Origin of the sequence: Kitasatospora albolonga (genome assembly GCA_002082585.1) — a bacterium.
GTDB lineage: Bacteria > Actinomycetota > Actinomycetes > Streptomycetales > Streptomycetaceae > Streptomyces > Streptomyces stephensoniae.
Genome location: CP020563.1, coordinates 5607767 through 5624456, shown reverse-complemented (window position 1 = coordinate 5624456; position 16690 = coordinate 5607767). Strand labels below are relative to the sequence as shown.

18 protein-coding genes and 1 pseudogene are annotated in these 16690 nt (G+C 70.2%); 3 read left to right on the top strand and 16 right to left on the bottom strand.

Features of this window, described 5'->3' with window-relative positions; all coding sequences use genetic code 11:
* Positions 1-3: 3 nt before the first annotated feature.
* The gene (locus B7C62_24995; GenBank protein ID ARF75135.1) at positions 4-450 is read left to right on the top strand and encodes a hypothetical protein; all 447 of its coding nucleotides are present in this window, start codon (positions 4-6) and stop codon (positions 448-450) included.
* A gap of 14 nt (positions 451-464) precedes the next feature.
* Positions 465-857 carry a hypothetical protein gene (locus B7C62_24990; GenBank protein ARF75134.1) on the top strand — a complete coding sequence of 131 codons (393 nt, stop codon included), beginning with the start codon at positions 465-467 and terminating at the stop codon, positions 855-857.
* Positions 858-907: 50 nt separating this feature from the next.
* Here the strand turns inward: B7C62_24990 and B7C62_24985 are convergent, their stop codons facing one another.
* From B7C62_24985 to B7C62_24955, 7 genes and pseudogenes are all read right to left on the bottom strand, one after another.
* Positions 908-2029: a hypothetical protein gene (locus tag B7C62_24985; protein ID ARF75133.1), complete on the bottom strand. Its 1122-nt coding sequence runs from the start codon at positions 2027-2029 to the stop codon at positions 908-910.
* 156 nt (positions 2030-2185) lie between these two features.
* Positions 2186-2590, bottom strand: coding sequence for a hypothetical protein (locus tag B7C62_24980; protein ARF77363.1), 405 nt, complete (start codon positions 2588-2590; stop codon positions 2186-2188).
* A 98-nt stretch (positions 2591-2688) separates the two neighbouring features.
* Positions 2689-4737 (bottom strand): SAM-dependent methyltransferase, encoded by a 2049-nt coding sequence (locus B7C62_24975; GenBank protein ARF75132.1) that lies wholly within the window; start codon positions 4735-4737, stop codon positions 2689-2691.
* Positions 4738-5020: 283 nt separating this feature from the next.
* A pseudogene (locus B7C62_24970) lies at positions 5021-5549 on the bottom strand (hypothetical protein).
* Positions 5550-5740: 191 nt separating this feature from the next.
* Complete coding sequence (locus B7C62_24965) at positions 5741-6148, bottom strand: hypothetical protein (GenBank protein ID ARF75131.1); 408 nt, start codon at positions 6146-6148, stop codon at positions 5741-5743.
* Complete coding sequence (locus tag B7C62_24960; GenBank protein ARF75130.1) at positions 6145-6711, bottom strand: GNAT family N-acetyltransferase; 567 nt, start codon at positions 6709-6711, stop codon at positions 6145-6147. Before B7C62_24960 ends, B7C62_24965 begins: the two co-directional genes overlap by 4 nt.
* A gap of 132 nt (positions 6712-6843) precedes the next feature.
* On the bottom strand, positions 6844-7071 hold the full coding sequence (locus B7C62_24955) for a hypothetical protein (GenBank protein ID ARF75129.1): 228 nt from the start codon (positions 7069-7071) through the stop codon (positions 6844-6846).
* An 81-nt stretch (positions 7072-7152) separates the two neighbouring features.
* On the opposite strand from B7C62_24955, the gene B7C62_24950 reads away from it, so the two are divergent.
* A complete protein-coding gene (locus tag B7C62_24950) occupies positions 7153-8175 on the top strand; it encodes an AraC family transcriptional regulator (protein ID ARF75128.1) in 1023 nt (340 codons plus the stop codon).
* Here B7C62_24950 and B7C62_24945 read toward each other — a convergent pair whose 3' ends face one another.
* The 9 genes from B7C62_24945 to B7C62_24905 all read right to left on the bottom strand — a co-directional run bounded on the left by B7C62_24945 (position 8176) and on the right by B7C62_24905 (position 16687).
* Positions 8176-8913, bottom strand: a complete 738-nt coding sequence (locus B7C62_24945; GenBank protein ARF75127.1) for a peptidase M15 — start codon at positions 8911-8913, stop codon at positions 8176-8178.
* Positions 8914-9143: 230 nt separating this feature from the next.
* A complete protein-coding gene (locus B7C62_24940; GenBank protein ARF75126.1) occupies positions 9144-9782 on the bottom strand; it encodes a peptide deformylase in 639 nt (212 codons plus the stop codon).
* A 120-nt stretch (positions 9783-9902) separates the two neighbouring features.
* Positions 9903-10898: a hypothetical protein gene (locus tag B7C62_24935; protein ARF75125.1), complete on the bottom strand. Its 996-nt coding sequence runs from the start codon at positions 10896-10898 to the stop codon at positions 9903-9905.
* Between the two features lie 92 nt (positions 10899-10990).
* A complete protein-coding gene (locus tag B7C62_24930; GenBank protein ID ARF77362.1) occupies positions 10991-12349 on the bottom strand; it encodes a metal-dependent phosphohydrolase in 1359 nt (452 codons plus the stop codon).
* An 8-nt stretch (positions 12350-12357) separates the two neighbouring features.
* Positions 12358-13719 (bottom strand): metal-dependent phosphohydrolase, encoded by a 1362-nt coding sequence (locus tag B7C62_24925; GenBank protein ARF75124.1) that lies wholly within the window; start codon positions 13717-13719, stop codon positions 12358-12360.
* A gap of 136 nt (positions 13720-13855) precedes the next feature.
* Positions 13856-14185 (bottom strand): mycothiol system anti-sigma-R factor, encoded by a 330-nt coding sequence (locus tag B7C62_24920; protein ARF75123.1) that lies wholly within the window; start codon positions 14183-14185, stop codon positions 13856-13858.
* On the bottom strand, positions 14182-15024 hold the full coding sequence (locus tag B7C62_24915; protein ID ARF75122.1) for an RNA polymerase subunit sigma: 843 nt from the start codon (positions 15022-15024) through the stop codon (positions 14182-14184). Before B7C62_24915 ends, B7C62_24920 begins: the two co-directional genes overlap by 4 nt.
* 153 nt (positions 15025-15177) lie before the next feature.
* Positions 15178-15846 carry a hydrolase gene (locus B7C62_24910; GenBank protein ID ARF75121.1) on the bottom strand — a complete coding sequence of 223 codons (669 nt, stop codon included), beginning with the start codon at positions 15844-15846 and terminating at the stop codon, positions 15178-15180.
* A gap of 25 nt (positions 15847-15871) precedes the next feature.
* On the bottom strand, positions 15872-16687 hold the full coding sequence (locus B7C62_24905; protein ID ARF75120.1) for a hypothetical protein: 816 nt from the start codon (positions 16685-16687) through the stop codon (positions 15872-15874).
* Positions 16688-16690 lie beyond the last annotated feature (3 nt).

Sequence of the window (16690 nt, the reverse complement as noted above, 5' to 3'; positions counted from 1 at the left end):
ACCGTGCTCCAGTGCACCGCCGTGACCCTGGCCCCCCTCACCGACGTACTCCTCGCCCTCACCACCATGGAAAGCGGCCCCGACAACCCCCTCAGCTCACTCCCCCCGGCCCACTACGTCCTGTGCGAACTCGGCGAGCACGACACCCACACCGAACACGCCGCGCTCCTCTGCCCGGGCGGAACACCCCACCGCCCCGCGCTCTGGCTCCTCTGGACCGGCACCGACATGGACCGCACCCACCGCATCACCACGGTGCCGTGGTGCCCCGCCGTCCTGCGCATCCTCGACACCGACTCCGTACTGCCGTGCTCGCTCCTCGCCCAGCACACCGGAGACCACTCCTGGGGCGTGACCGACCCCCTGAGCGACCTCCTCGCCGGACCGGTCACCACGGGCAGCACCAAGAACGGCGATACGCCCGACGACCCCACCGGCAAACCGAGATGACGGGGGACCCCGCCATGCGCCAGTGCACCGCAGTCGCCCTCCTGCCGCCTCCCGACCACCTCATCACCCTCGCCGCCGAACCCGGCCACATCCTCTGCGAACTCGCCACCGACCACCCCGGCGACCACGCCACCATGCTCTGGGACGAAGGAGGCCCGACCGGAGGCGCCGTCTGGGCCCGCTGGAACACCCACCGCGCCCGGCTGATCCCGCTGCCCTGGTGCCTCGCCCTCGACCCCCGTAAAGAAGCCTGCGAACTCTTCGCCGACCACCCCTCGCCCCACAGCTGGGACATCACCGACCCCACCCACGAAGCGATCACCCACGACCTCGCCCGGCAACACCCCCACCTCTTCCCCGGAACCCCCGAGATCGCCGAACGCACCGAAGAGGAAGACGGGAGCTGACGGCTGCCCGCGAGAACCGGGAGAGGGGCGTACGGACCCCTGCCGATCGGCTAGAAGAGGCCGGAGTGCCGGGGGTGCGTAAGGTCGTCGAGGATCTTGCGCAACCACGGGCTGCGGACGGCCGACAGCTGGACCAGGGTGCGCCGCAGCACATCCAGGTCGGCCCGGAAGAGGCGAGGGGGGTGCGGCGCGGGAGGGTCGAAGTCGTCGTGGCGGACCCCGGCCGGCAGGACCCCCGACATGGGGACGGGCAGGTCCGGTACGGGGAAGGCCAGCCACCGCCACACGCCGAACGGCAGCGGCACCAGGTACGGCACCGGGTCGGCCGGAGCCCAGGTCGTACCCGTCCGGGGGTGGGACGGCACGAGGAGGATGGGGGCGTCCCCGCCGGGAGCAGGTAGTCCGGGTCCGGCCAGGACGGCGTGCCGCGCCGGTGGCCCTGCGGGCAGCAGAGCGGTGAGCGCACGCTGGAACACCTGCTCGGCCAAACCGCCCGGGACGAGCACCGGTTGACCGCCGGACGCCGCCAGGAGGTGGGCGAGCGCCTGGCCGGCCGCTGCCTCCCACTGGGGGCTCCACGACCACCAGTAGTTCGCCCAGTGGCCCGGCTCCGTCCGCGCTCTCCAGGAGGCGATGGGCTCGTACGGGGGCGTGCCCGCGTTCTGCGCCATCAGCTCGGTCCAGGTGGGCGGCGCGGCGCCGTGGCCGTCGATGCGAAGGCGGCGTACCGCGTCCGGGGCGAGCCACATCGCCTGCCAGAGCGAGCAGTCGTCGACCCTGCTCGCCACGGGCAGGGAACACTGGGCGCAGGCAACATTGGGGCCGTCGGCACCGTCGAGGCCGCAGCAGTAGCCGTCCGGGCGGTTCCCGGGGATCAGCACCGTGCCGTCGGCGTCGCCGGGTGCGATGACGATCGCGCCGGGCGCACCGTCGGAGAGGGCGGACACCGGGGCGTACACACCGCGGGCGGCTGCTTCATCCGGACCGATCTCCTCCCACTTCCGCCACGGCGGCCCCGAGGGCTCCGGGTCCACGGCGAAGGTGCCCGACGCCATGAGCACCGGGAGCTGGACCCCGTTCCCGTACTTCTGATGGGCGTGGGCAGGCAGCGCGACCTGGGACAGCGGGACGGTCAGCCTGGCCCCACAGCCTGCGCACACGAAGACGAACAACCATCCTCCGTAAGGAAGCAAAGGAAGCAAAGGAAGCAGCGGCATGATGTCGGCTCGGCGGCGGACCGCGCGGTGAACGAGTTTCCGGTCGGCCGTGCCGCCTCCGTCGGCATCACTCCGACGCCCGATGGCGGCGGGTGTGCCGTCGACGACGGACTACCGGAGATCGGTGCTCGGTCGACGACGCCAGTCCCAGTCGGGGTGGCGGCCCATCAGCGTGAGGAATGCGCTCGTCGGCAGGATCTCGAAATGGTTGGTGTCGACGAGGCCGTCGACACCGGGAAGAACCTCACGGAGGAACGCCCGGGCCGCGTCCAGGGACTGGCACGACACGTAGACCGCGTACGGCTCGCCGATCGAGGACGTGACCTGGCCGAGCTCGTCCGGCTCGTAGTCCGCCAGGATGCCGCCCGAGAGGTCGAGGCAGTACGCGTAGTCGTGCCGGTGCAGCCTTTCGCCGCCCGTCACAGGGTCCGGCACGAGCCCGAAGGCACGAATTCGTCCCTCAAGGGACGGCCTCTGCTCTGCGGCGACAAGAATGATCACAGACGGCCAGGACAAAGCGCTCACCTCCCCTTCTCCGCGAACGTGCGGGTCACCATCGACGCCGACACCAGAGCCCGGCTTCACCGGCCCAGCACCAGACTTCTGCAAACGCTTCAGCGACCGCCGCTACCCGAATCGGACCCAAGCAGCTTCTGAATGCTTTCTGTTGCCAGGAAGTCCACCTGCGCGGTGGCTGAATCATCAAGGTCCACGCCTGTGGACGCGAGATAGGCCAGAAGCGCACCGCGGACAACTGATCTGATGTCGCCTGCCCCGATATCGACCTGGGCATCTCGAAGGTCTGTCAGCTCCCTGATAACAGCCGCTAGAGCTTCCTCCGCCGAAGAATGAGGATTCGTAGCCCCGTCCACAGCCCGGCGGCACACCACAACGCTATCGAGATTGGAGGGTTCACGGGAACCAGCCTTGACGACGCTGGTCGTCATCTCACCTTTCACCGGTTGGACGGCCATCACGACCCACCCGGAGCAGCGTAGCGACTCAACTACCTGCACCCACCCGCTGATCCGAGCCTGGTGGAACGTGAAGGCCAGCAGACCACCCGGCTTCAAGACTCTCGCCGACTCGGTCCATACGGCCTCGATTGCCTTCCTGAATTCAACCGGGTCAGCATGCTGGACCTCGCCCACTCGACGGGTCGTTGTCGCATCGGAATAGCCGACGTACGGCTGCATGTGCTGGAGCCACGCATGAAAGAAGTCCGCGAGCTCCGCGTAGTGGACGTTGTCCATGTAGGGCGGATCAGTAATGATCAGGTCAACCGACCCATCCGGGATATCCATATGCGCCGAGTTCCTGGTGGCGACATAGGCTGCCTGCCCTTCGCTGGAGACGAAAGCCTCCCACGAATCCGCAATGCTCGTGCCCACTGGCTTTGACACCCCGGAGATCCGCTCGATCCCTGCACCCCTGTCAACGAGGTCTACGGGTTTCCTCTTGTACTCGTGAGCACGCCGCAGACGGCTCTTGAAGAGAGTCGAGAAGGCGCCGGAGGACTGCGACGTACCCCAGGGGTGCGCTTCCAGCGGAGTTCGCTCCGGCTTCAGGACGTGATGGCTGAACATATGCCGGACAGCCCCTGTCCCCTCACCCTTGAATGATGTGAACAGGTTATTGAACTCAAGCGTTCCTGAGAACAGGGCACAGAGCGCTTCGCGTTCAGGAGCTGATCCAGTCAGGTCACGAATCGCCGTAGCAATCAGCGAGAGGGAGATCAGCTGACGCGCGTTGAAGAAATCACGCCACTCCCGAAAGTTCCACTTCAGGGCCTGGTCAGTATTATTTCCGGGAGCTAGCCGACTGCTCGGAAGGACGGCAGACTGTGATAGCTCTGCGAGCATGGCAACACACTCGTCGTAGAGTGCACGATCCCAGTCGGTAATGGCTTCGTAGCTCTTCGAGCCATCCGAGTTGGCTACCAGCTTGGCATACATTTCGTATACCGGTGGCGATCCGTTCAGGGCGCCGAGGACCTTGAAGCTGTGACCGTTCCCGCATGTCGCCGACTGACCCCGCACCGCACCGCGCTGCGAAATTGTGTGACCATTCGAACAGGTCTCAGCGACGAAGTCGTACCGACTCTCCTTGACGGAGAGGCACTCGGGACAAACAATTTGCGCTTTGGGTACTCGTTTCGGGTACGCGTTCTTGGAGAAAACTGGCGAGTCAAACAGGTGAACTTTCCTGGAACACTCGGGGCAGCCGAGGGCCGCGACCCAAAAGTAGTAGAGAACCGTCCTCCCGTCCTCTGCGCAGTGGAGCCGGTCAACCTCGGATCGACAGGCCGACTCGACCTCCTTGTAGGCAGCTTCAAGAGAACCGAGATCCCACGGTTGAATAGCTTGGCGCTGAACGAGCGTTGCGACAGGGTTGATATCGAAACAAACAGCCTTGGCCCCGGCTTTAAGGGCTTCCACACCGGTCACACCTGATCCGGAGAACGGGTCGAGCACAACCGCTCCCTCCAGATCGAGCGACGATCCGTAGGCTCCCGCGGCGTCGGCTCCAGCAGGCGTCGCCGCCGACGTAATGATCCCCCGGAATACGGTGCCGAGGCGCTTGGCCCACCACTTGTGCGTACTGGTGGCCGGACGGTGCACTTCCTTGCGCCAGGATTCCTTCGTTCCGACACCGCTGAGCATCGCCGCCGGAAAGTTCGACTCCAGGCTGGTGCGTTGCGGTACCACGAGCGTCACAGTCGACCTCTCGCGAAGGAAACCGACTTGGAGTCGCCTGCGCCACGCGAGCGGTATGCCCGGAACCTATGGACCTTACCTGCATAGGGATTAGGCGCCTTATGTGTCACCATCTCATTGGTTTGAAGGTTGAACTCGTACGATACGATGACCTCGTCCACCTCGGTTCGATCAAGTTCACCCACCTGGACAAGAGCATCCGACTGCGGCTCGAATTCCGCAGGAACGATCAGAGTCGCGAGCCCTGCAGTTCCGGAAGCCAGCGCGAACGGCGTTGGCACGACGTACATCTTGCGGTCGCGGACCAGGATGTCTCCGTACGAGCCGAAGCCACGGAACGACTTGTTCTTGTGAATGTATTCGCTATCGGCATTGAGGAAGCTGCCGTGGCACACCACTAGGTCGACAACCGGGTACTCCTCGACGCCGCGCTCTGCCTTCGGGTAGCGACCGAACACATAGAAGACCTCACGCCCGCCGTGGTTACCGGTGGGCACCTGGGAGTTGGAGTCATAGTCGGCCTCGCGGCCGGGAAACTCCAGGCCCTTGACCTCGTACCCTTCCGGGTGGTGGATGAGCCGGAAGTCCGGATAGGTGTTCCGGCCGGGATCATCATACGAAAGCCTGCATGCCTCTATGCGGGCCTGCACCCAATTCTGAAAGTGGTACTCCTTGTCACTGGCGGAGACCCGCTGAATCAAGTCACCGTCTGCCCGAGCACGCTCGCACTCCAGAAATACCTGCTCGACCGCACTCATCGGCACCCTCTGTCACCCTCTATAGCTCAGCGTCCACCCTGACCGCCGTTCACGGCGATGATGCCCCGAGGCTACAGAACAAGCACCCATGCATGGACTCCGTGCCAGCAGGAACCACTCTTCGTGCTAGGGAGAAGTTGTTCGGAGAAGATCTCGGGTGCTGTCGTCCTGGAGGAGAATGCCTCGGCACATCACTCCTGATATGGGCCTGACACTTTGATAGCACCCTGGACCCACCCCTCATCGAGCCGGACCGTCCAGGTGTCCCCCACGGCCCTGCGCAGTTCGACCAGGGCCGCGACCTCCGCGATGACCGCCGGAGCGTCGGACAGGTGCAGGGGAGAGTCCGGGACACCGTTGCGGGTGTAGACCGGCAGCTCTCCGGTGCAGGTGAAGGCGTGCACGGGTGAGGGCGGGCCGTTGAACCAGGTGGGGCGGTGCTCATCGGCCCACGCAGCCGCGGCGTCGACACGTTCCGCGTGCGCCAGCAGATGTTCCGGGGCGGGCCCGTCGCTGAACTGGACGAGGAAGCCCCGGGCGTCCACCGCCCACCAGTCCCACGTGAGCCCTGGCCGGGGGTGGCGCAGCGGCGGCGTCATGCCGTCGGTGGGGCCGTCGGGTGCCACTCCCGGCGGAGGAGGCCGAAGACCCAGGAGTCGGAGATGTCTCCGTTGACGACGCAGTCCTCGCGGAGCGTGCCTTCGTGGACGAAGCCGAGCTTCTTGAGGACCCGGGCGGACGCCACGTTACGGGTGTCGGTCTCGGCCTGGACGCGGTTCAGGTCCAGGGTGTCGAACGCCCACCGCAGGACGGCGTGCGCGGTCTCCGTGGCGTAGCCGTGGCCCCACGCGGCGGCGTTGAAGGCGTAACCCAGGGACGCACTGCGGAAGTCCGGGTTCCAGCCGGTCAGGCCGCACCAGCCGAGGAACGCGCCGTCGGAGGCGCGGTCGACGGCCACCCGCGCGCCCGTGCCCTCCTCCTCGATCCTCCGGCAGACCGCGAGGAAGCGCTGGGCGCGGGCCGGTTCGGTCCACGGCGGAGAGTCCCAGTACCGCAGCACGTGGGCGTCGCTGTGCAGGGCGTAGAGCGGTTCCGCGTCGGCGTCGGTGAACGGGCGCAGCCGCAGGCGGGCGGTGTGCAGCTGGGGGGTGGGCAGGGTCATGCGGAGCATCCTGCCGTGTGCCGCCCGCCCCGGCCATCCGTTTATCCGGGACGAGCGGGCGGGCGGGCGTGCGGGAAGACGGGGACGAGTGGGTCGGCGGGGGCGGGGCTGCGAGGCGATGGAGGGGGGAGGTCAGGGGCGGCCGGCCGTCTGGGCCTTCGCCCAACTCCACGACGGGAGACGCCGCGTGGCCGCGACGGGCCGCGCGGCGCTCTCCCTCCTGGCAGGCAGCACCTCCCCCCGTTCCGCGTCGCGCAGCTGGCGGTCGATGCGGCGGTCACGGACCGCGCCGACGACTGCGGGGAGAAGGACGAGAGCGAAGAGGGCGGTGACGACGAGGTAGTCCAGGAAGATGTTCATGGCTCTACCTTCGTCCGTCCGGCCCCATCCGGTCAGTGGCAGCACTGCCACACAGCATCGAATTACTGCCACACTGGCTCCATGCTGAAAAATGTCGCCGCCCTGCTGCTCGACGAGGTCCACCCCTTCGAACTCGGCGTGCTGAGCGAGGTGTTCGGACTGGACCGCAGTGAAGAGGGGCTCCCGGTCCACGACTTCGCGGTCGTCTCCGCCGAGGGCCCCGAGCTGCGCACCCACGCCGGTTTCACCATCCGTACCGAACACGGCCTGGAGCGGCTGGAGACGGCCGACCTCATCGCCGTACCGGCGGGCAGCAACTTCATGGACCGGGAGTATCCGGACGAGGTCCTGGACGCGCTGCGCCGGGCCGTGGAGCGCGGGGCACGGGTGCTGAGCGTCTGTTCGGGGGCGTACGTCCTCGGGGCGGCGGGGCTGCTGGACGGGCGCCGCTGCACCACGCACTGGCGCCACGCGGCGGAGCTGGCCCGCCGCTATCCGAAGGCGATCGTGGAGCCGGATGTGCTGTACGTGGACGAGGGGCCCGTCATCACCTCGGCCGGGACCGCCTCGGGCATCGACGCCTGCCTCCACCTGGTCCGCCAGGCGTACGGGCAGGACGCGGCCAACACCATCGCCCGGCGCATGGTCGTGCCGCCGCACCGGGACGGCGGGCAGGCGCAGTACATCAACCGGCCGCTGCCCCGGAACGCGTGCGACACGGTCGGCTCCACGCTGGCGTGGATGGAGGGCCACCTCGACCAGGAGATGACCGTGGAACAACTGGCGGCCCTGGCCCACATGTCGCCGCGCACCTTCGCCCGCCGCTTCCAGCAGGAGACCGGGACGACCCCGTACCGCTGGCTGCTGCGGCAGCGGGTGCTGCTGGCCCAGCACCTGCTGGAGACCTCCGACCGGACGGTCGACACGATCGCGGGGCAGACGGGGTTCGGTACGGCGGCGACCCTGCGCCACCAGTTCACCCGCACGCTCGGTACGACGCCGAACGCCTACCGCCGGACCTTCCGGGGCCCGGCGGACACCGCGCCCTCCGTGCCCGGCGCGGCCCGGGGGCGGGCGCGGGGCGCGGAGGGCGGGCTCAGCTGATCAGATGCCGCACTGGGAGGCGGACCAGAAGCGGTTCGGCCCCTGGTTGACGTGCACGTGGTCGCCGTGACCGGCGTAACCCGGACCGAGGATGCCCCGGAAGCCGTGGTAGCGGGCCTGCTTGGCCAGGGTGCACAGGGAGTGCGGCGAGGCGCCGAGGTCGACCGCGTCGCCGTACAGGTGGCGGCTGTTGGTCGCTCCGCCGACGGCCGCGTTGCAGGAGGTGGAGCGGAAGCCGCTGGTGACGCGGATCGACTTGTCGCCCAGCGCGTGGCGCAGCGCCTCCAGCTTCCACATGCTGCTCAGCGCGTTGGCCTTGGCCGTGCCCGCCGCGACCTTGCCGCCCGCCCAGGTGCTGTTGCACTTGTTGAGCTCGGGGTACGTGAAGTGGATCGGGGTGCAGTCGTTGTCCTGGAGCGCGTAGATCTTGGCCTGGGTCGCCGGGCCCGCGATCCCGTCGGCGGCCAGGCCGTAGGCCGCCTGGAACCGCTTGACGGCGGCGGTGGTGGCCGGGCCGTAGGAGCCGTCGATGGCGAGCACGGAGTCGTACCCGGGCCAGCCCGCCACCCGGATCTGGAGCTGGGTGACGTCGTTGCCGGTGGCTCCCGGCGCGAGCGTACGGGTCCAGGTGTAGCAGCCGTCGGCCTGCGCGGGACCGGCGGTCAGCACCGCCCCGCCCAGCGCGAATGAAATGGTCATGACAAATCCGAGCAGAACGCGTGCGGTACGTCTCAGCACAGGGGGTCTCCCTCTGAACGTCACGGGCGATGTCCAGGCGAGCCTGACCCAGGAGTCGACGCGCGTCAACTACACCTCGGGAAACGCCAGTTGTCCGACCAATGGCACAGAAGGCCGAAGGCCCGGCGCAGAGAGCGGAGGGCCCGGCTGAGAGAGCGGAGGGCCCGGCACCGCTCCCCGGTGCCGGGCCCTCCCGAACGTACGTACGTACCCCTGCGGGCACGGCGTCCTCAGGCGTTCGGGACCGTCTCGTAGCGCGGCGTGCCCTCTTCCATCTGCCTCAGCGCGTCCTTCCGGTCGCGCTTGGAGAGCCGGTCGATGTACAGATACCCGTACAGGTGGTCCGTCTCGTGCTGGAGGCAGCGCGCGAAGTAGCCGGTGCCCCGGACCCGGATCGGGTTCCCCTTGGCGTCCTGGCCGCGCACCACCGCGTAGTCGGGGCGGGCGAGGGAGGCGTACGCGGTCGGGACCGAGAGGCAGCCCTCGTTGGAGTCGTCCAGCACCCGGCGCTCGGGCTCCAGCTCCTCCAGGACCGGGTTGCAGACCACGCCGGTGTGCCGCTTGCCGTCGTCGTCCGGGCAGTCGTAGACGAAGACCTTCAGGTCCACACCGATCTGGTTGGCCGCCAGGCCCACGCCCTCGGCAGTCTTCTGGCTGGCGAACATGTCGTCGATCAGCTGCGCCAGCTCGTCGCCGAACTCGGTGACGTCCTTGCACTCCTTGTGCAGCACCGGGTTGCCCACGACCGTGATCGGACGCGAGGTGCCGCGCTCCCGGTACGCCAGCTCGCGCGCCTCGCAGTCCTCGGTGTCGACGACGAACCCCTCGTCGTCCACGTCGATCCGCCCGTCCGTCTCCTGCTGCGACATGTCCGCCGTACGCCTTCCTGCAAAACCTGAACTCGGTGACCCCGCAGGACCCGGTGAGAGCCCGGGAACCACGGGAGGAACAGCACCGCGATCGGTGCGCGTACAGCCTACGGGCAGCGGTCAGCAGACTTCTTCGAGATCCCGCCACTCGCGGCTGTCCGGACTGTCGGCCACCCAGCCGTCCAGCAGCCCCCGCACCAGCCCGGCCGGGGCCGCGAGACCGCACTCGCGCTCGGGGACCCAGAGGTCACCGCCGCCCGCCGTGCGATGGCCGAGCGGCCCGGGGTGGCCCGGCTCGCTGTGGTCGTGCGGGTCCAGGTGCTCCCCGTCGCCCTCGTCGCTCTCCATCCGGCTCTCCGAACAGGCCCGGCACAGCAGCCGTACGGAGGAGGACCAGTCCTCGGCGGCGAACCCGGCGTCCGACGCGAGCTTCTCCAGCGCGTCCCGGTCGTCCTCGGTGGCCGCCTCCAGCAGCACCACCCAGGTCGGCACCGGGGAGGGCGCCCAGAGCTCGATCTCGTCGAACACCGGATACGAGGGCCCGGCGGCGGTGACCCGCTCGCCGTTGGGCACCCCGTCGTGGAGCACAACCTCGCCCCAGCGCCGCCCGGAGGACGGCAGCGGGATGGAGAGCACCTCCATCCGGGCCGGGTCGAGCCGGCGCCCCCAGACCACCTCGGCCTCGCCCTCCGGCGAGAGCCGCACCGCCGCGCTGCCCAGCTCCATGCCGGTCGGCTCGGTGGTGGCCGCGCTGTTCAGCCCGGAGCCGGGCACCCTGAGCCCGTACGCCTGCCAGGCCCGGCGCGCCAGCGGCCAGTCCTGGAGCGCGGTGGCCGCGATCCCGACGTTCCACCAGTCCGGGGCGCCGGTCTCGCGGTCCAGCAGCGCGACCGCCCGCAGGCCCGCCGCGCGCGCCTGTTCCCAGTCGTGGCGGAACTTGTGGAGCAGCGCCAGATTGAACCAGGACTCCGAGAGCCAGGGCTCCAGATCCGCCGCGCGCGTCAGCAGCGCCCCCGCGTCCTCGTACCGGCCGTCGCCGATCAGCGTGAACGCGCGGTCCGTGGCCTGCCGCCAAGAGGCGGACGGCCGATGCCGTACCTTCCCGAAGATCCTCACGATTCCCGCCTGTCCCGACTGGACACCCTCGTTTTCCGCTCTGCTTTCGCATCCAACCATGCCCGGCCGGACGCCCGCTCATTACCCATGGGTTACCCAGCCCCGACCCGGGTCAGACCGCCCCGCCCGAGGACTCTCACAAGGGCCTCGACCACCTGCGGCTGGTGGTCGTGGCCGGTACCGAGCCTGAGCTCCTCCAGCGCCCCCAGCGGCCCGCCGACGCCTTCCCCGCACAGGTCGTCGTATGCGTTGACCGTCCTGACGATTCTGGCGGCGGGCAGCTGTTCCCGGTAGGGGTCGGCCTGCTGCTCCACCACCGCCGCGACCTGGGGGTCCACCCGGGTCCGGCGCACCACGGCCCCGCCGAGCAGGGCGATCCGGCGCTGCTCGGCGGCGGGCAGCCGGGCGGTGGCCCCGTCGGCGACCGGGTCGAGCAGGGAGAGCTGGCCGATGTCGTGCATCAGGGCCGCGTGCTCCAGCACGGTCAGCTGCGCCCCGGTGAACCCCAGCTCCCGCCCCACGGCGGTGGCGAGGGCGGCGACCCGGCGGGCGTGGCCGGGCGGGGTGTACCCGGCGATCTCGGTGGCGCGGGCGAGCGAGGCGACGGTCTGGCCATAGGTCGTCCGGACGGCCGCGTACCGCCGGAAGGAGACCTGGGTCAGCAGCGGTGGCACACAGAGCACGGGCAGCGCCCACAGCCCGGCGACGGCCACCCCCAGCGCCATCACCACCCCGCTCGCCCCGACGGCGGACCCGATCCCGGCGAGCGCCCGCAGCTCGTCCTGGAGGAACGGTCCGTACGGGGGTGGCTTCCCGGTGCCGTACGGGGACGGGCTCGACCGTTCGTACGGGGGCGGGGTGCCGCCGGTCCCGTACGGCAGGGCCCTCGCGCGCGCCACGACGGCGGCGAGCAGCGCGTCGCAGAGCGCGGTCAGCACCAGCAGGCCGAGCAGGAACAGGGCGAACCGCGGCCCGTCCCCGAACCACCGCACCGCCTGCCCGGAGTTGTACAGCGGCTGGAAGCAGACGGCGGCGAACCCCACCGTGAGCACCCGCCGCGCCACCCGGTCCGCGTCCGGCCCCGCGCCCCGGGCGAGCTGCTCCACGGCGGCCACGAGCTGCCCGGCGGCGACCACGGCGACCACCTGGAGGGGCCCGTGCCCGGTCGGCTCCCCCGCGCTGTCCCCGAGCAGGGCGTACGCCAGCGCCCCGGCGGCGGCGAGCGGCGCGGGCTCCCGCTCCCCGGGCGCGCCGCCCCGGCGGGCCAGTTCCCCGAGGGCGACGAGGAGCCCGAAGGCGAGGGCGTGGCCGGGCTCGGTGAGGCCGTACCGGAGGGTGTGCGCGAGCGCGGCGAGGACGAGGAGGAGGGCGGCCGCGCGCAGGGCGATGAGGGCGGGCGGGGTGGGGGCGCCGGAACGCTCGCGGCTGCTCGGGGGCGTAGGACTTCTCACGGGGCTCTTCACTCGTACCGGGCCGGGGAAGGGCTTCGCCGGTCAGCTCCCTCGCGGGCCGTGGGGAGGACGGCCGCCGCTCCCGCCTCGTCCGCCGTCACCGCCGGGTCCGCGCCGCTCCAGCCGTACCGGCCCACGGCGCGGTCCAGCGCCCGCACCATGCGCGGGTCGAACTGGCTGCCCGCGCACCGCCGCAGCTCGGCCAGGGCGGCGGGCACGGGCCGTGCGCGCCGGTAGGAGCGGGTCGAGGTCATGGCGTCGAAGGCGTCGGCGACCGCGACGATCCGGGCGGACTCGGGGATGCGTCCGCCGCTGAGCCCGTACGGATAGCCGGTGCCGTCGAGCCGTTCGTGGTGGTGCAGGATCGCGTCGCGGGCCTCGTCCAGGAAGCCGATGCCGCGCACGATCTCGTGCCCGTACTCCGGGTGCAGCTCCATGACCCGGCGCTCCTCAGGGGTGAGCGGGCCGTCCTTGCGCAGCACCCGGGTCGGTACGCCCAGCTTGCCGACGTCGTGCAGGACCCCGGCGAAGCGGAGCGCCTCCAGCCGGTCCCGGTCCATGCCGAGTTCACGGGCGATCAGGACGGAGGCCCGGCCGACGCGCTCGCTGTGGCCGCGCGTATAGGCGTCCTTGATGTCGACGGCCTGGACCAGTGCGCGGATGGTGGCGCGGTGGGCGGCGTCCTCGCGGTGGTACCGGGCGAAGACCCAGCAGGAGATGTACATCGGCAGCAGGACGAAGAGCGCGGAGCCGGGCCCGTACGAGCTGCGCCACAGCACTGCGGGCATCAGCCCGGCGAGCGCGTGCACCAGGTGGGGCCCCAGGGCGCGCGGCAGCAGGGTGCGCCAGGAGCGGCGTACGGGCTGTCCTTCGGCCGCCGCGAGGATGACGCAGTCCAGGGCCGTCAGCACCAGGCTGAAGGCGAGGGCCGCCGCGCAGGCGGGCAGCAGGGCGTACGGGAGGTCCGGGGCGGCGATCGAGGCGGGGCCACCGAGGAACGTATGGGTCCAGGAGGCGGCGCAGCAGGCGAGGGCGAGCTGTGCGGCCCGCCAGGCCCGGCGGGCCGCGAAGGGCGGCCGGTCCACCCGGCCCGCCAGCGCCGCCACGGCCGCGACCAGCGCGGCGGCCGGGGGCGGCAGGAGGAAGGCGGCGACGGGCAGGAGGGGGAGGAACGATCCGGCACCGGCCTGGACCGAGCCCGGGCCGAAGCGGCGGCCGACGGACTCGCAGAGGAGGCAGAGGGCGGCGAGGAGGCCCAGATCGCCCCAGGGGACGGCGGAGCCGGGACGTACCACCGGGAGGGCACAGCAGACGGCTGCCGCCACCGCCGCCAGGATGCAGACGCGCGCCGCCGCCGGTGTACCCCTCACGCCCGCACTCGCCCCCCTGGTGGTCCATGGAGGCGCCACGCTAGCGATTCGGCGGACTCAGGGAGCCGCTACGGGGGCGATTAGCACATTCGGGTGACGGCAGCGGTGACCGTGGCGTTCGCGGTCCGGCTACTCCCTACTCCCGCGCGGTCGCGGCCCGGTCGGTCTGATCCGCGTCGGCGACGGTGATGTCCTGCTCGGGCACCGCCTCACCGGCCCTGATCAGGTCGATCCGGCCCATCACCTTGGAGCGCAGGTCGGTCGGGACCTCGTCCTGACCGCAGCAGCGCTTGACCAGCTTCTTCACGGCCTGCTCCAGGCCGTACTTCTCCAGGCACGGGGAGCACTCCTCGAAGTGCACCTCGAACTTGGTGCAGTCGCCCTCGGGCATCTCCCGGTCGAGGAACTCGTAGAGATGGTCGAGGACCTCCGAGCAATCCGTCTCGTGCGGCTCTCCGCAGCTCATGAGGTAGAGCCCTTCCGATCGTCCGAACCACCGGTGCCGGCCGCGACGAGCCCGCGCTCACGGGCGTAGTCCTCCAGCATGCCGCGCAGCTGACGGCGGCCACGGTGCAGCCGGGACATCACCGTACCGATGGGAGTCCCCATGATGTCCGCGATCTCCTTGTACGCAAAGCCCTCGACGTCGGCGAGATAGACGGCGATGCGGAACTCCTCGGGAATCGCCTGGAGCGCGGCCTTCACATCGGAGTCCGGGAGGTGGTCGAGCGCCTGGGACTCGGCGGAACGGAGACCGGTCGACATGTGCGACTCGGCACGCGCCAGCTGCCAGTCCTCGATCTCCTCGGCGGCGCTGCGCTGGGGCTCGCGCTGCTTCTTGCGGTACGAGTTGATGAAGGTGTTGGTGAGGATGCGGTACATCCACGCCTTGAGGTTCGTGCCCTCACGGAACTGGTGGAAGGAGCCGTACGCCTTGGCGTAGGTCTCCTGGACCAGGTCCTCGGCATCGGCGGGATTGCGCGTCATGCGCAGCGCGGCCGAGTACATCTGGTCGAGAAAGCCGAGGGCGTCCCGCTCGAAACGCGCGTTGCGCTCGGCGGGCGTCTCCGGTGCGCGGCCGTCGTCGGTCCCTGTGTCGGTCCCAGTGACCGGACCCACCTCCTCCAACGATGTGGCGGAGCCGAAACCGGACCCGCTCGCCTCGGAGAATAGTCGACCTTGCTGGGAGACGGCCTGTCCATTTGCACCGCCCGCCGACCGCGCACGGGTGGTCTTCGCCGCAGGCAGCACGGTCCACTCCAGTTCAGCGGCGTTCGAGCGGCTGGGGCAGATGGTCGAACCCATGCGACGGACTCCCTCTCCACGTGCGGTGGTGGTGTAGCGGCGTTGTGGTGCGGCGGCATCGGTGCACCGGCGTCGTCATACCGACGTACCGGCGTTGTTGTACCGACGTCCCGAACAACAGCGCCCCTGTACGCCGCATTCCCGTGGCCCGTGTCACCCGAGTGCGGTGAGCCACTCCGTCACCGCGCCGGTCAGGACGGCCATCGCCTGATCCTCACTCAGCCCGGACTTCTTCGGTACGGCGAAGCCGTGGTCCCCGTAGGGCACTTCCCGCAGCTCGTACGGTCCGGCCGGGAACTCCTCCGGCCGCCCGAACGGGTCGTTGCCGCCCTGGACCACCAGGGTGGGGACGCCCGTGCCCAGCAGCTCGTCCGCCCGGGACTTCTCCGGCTTGCCCGGCGGGTGCAGCGGGAAGCTGAGCGCGAGGACCGCGCGGGCGCCCAGCTCGGTGGCGGTCCGGCAGGCGACGCGGGCCCCGGCGCTGCGGCCTCCGGAGACGACCGGCGGCCCGGCGGCGGCCAGGGCGGGCCACACGCCCCGCCAGCCGGTGTCCAGGGTCTTCGGTGCGGGCGCCACCTTCTTCCCGGCCACCCGCCAGGGCTGCTCCACCAGGGCGACGGTGACACCGTGTGCGGGCAGGACGGCGGCCAGGGCCTTCAGGTCGCGGGCCTCGATGCCGCCCCCGGCCCCGTGGCTCGCGGCCAGCACGAGGCGAGGCGCGGTGGCGGCCGGGAACCAGGTGATCCGGGCCTCGCCGGTGTCGGTGGTGACGTTCTGCGTACGGGGTTGCGTTCGGGACTGTGTACGGGGTTGACGACTCACGGGGCCATCCTCCCCCGGGCGCCGCTCAGAACAGCGTCGCCTCCTCCGGCGCGGCCAGCTCCTCCAGCAGTTCGGGCCCGTTGTTGCGGACGTTGCTGACGGCGGTGGCGACCGGGTAGGCGCGCATCAGCCCGCCGGGCGGCGGCTCCAGCAGCGCACGCAGCTCGTCGGGGTCGGTGTGCGAGGGGTCCAGCCAGGTGTCCCAGCGGTCCGGGGTGAGCATCAGCGGCATACGGGGGTGGATGTCGGCGAGGGCGCCCGGACCCTCGGCGGGGGCGACGGCCAGGGGCGTGGTCTCGGCCTCGGTGGTGATCACCGAGCACGTCACCCACCAGGCGTTCTCGTGCTCGCCGGGGAGGGTCGGGTCGCGCCAGAACTCGTACAGTCCGGCCATCGCGAAGACCGAGCCGTCGGCGGGGGTGACGAAATACGGCTGCTTGCGCGCCCGCTTCTTGCCCTTCTTCTCCTCCAGCTGCCGTTCCTCCGCGCCGGTGACCCACTCGTAGTACCCGTCGGCGGGCAGGATGCAGCGGCGCTGGGCGAAGGCCCGGCGGAAGGAGGGCTTCTCGTGCACGGTCTCCGCGCGGGCGTTGATCATCCGGGCGGCGCCCTCGGGGGTCTTCGACCAGGAGGGCACGAGTCCCCATTTCAGGGACCGCATCTGGCGAACCGGACGCCGGTCGTCCGCGTCCTTAACAGGACGCTCCAGTACCGCGTAGACCTCTTTGGTCGGCGCCACGTTCCAGTCCGGCTCCAGGGTCTCGGTGGGTTCCCACTTCTCGACCCCGAAGAGTCCGGTCAGGTCCTCGGGTTTCCGACTGGCTGCAAACCGTCCGCACATAAG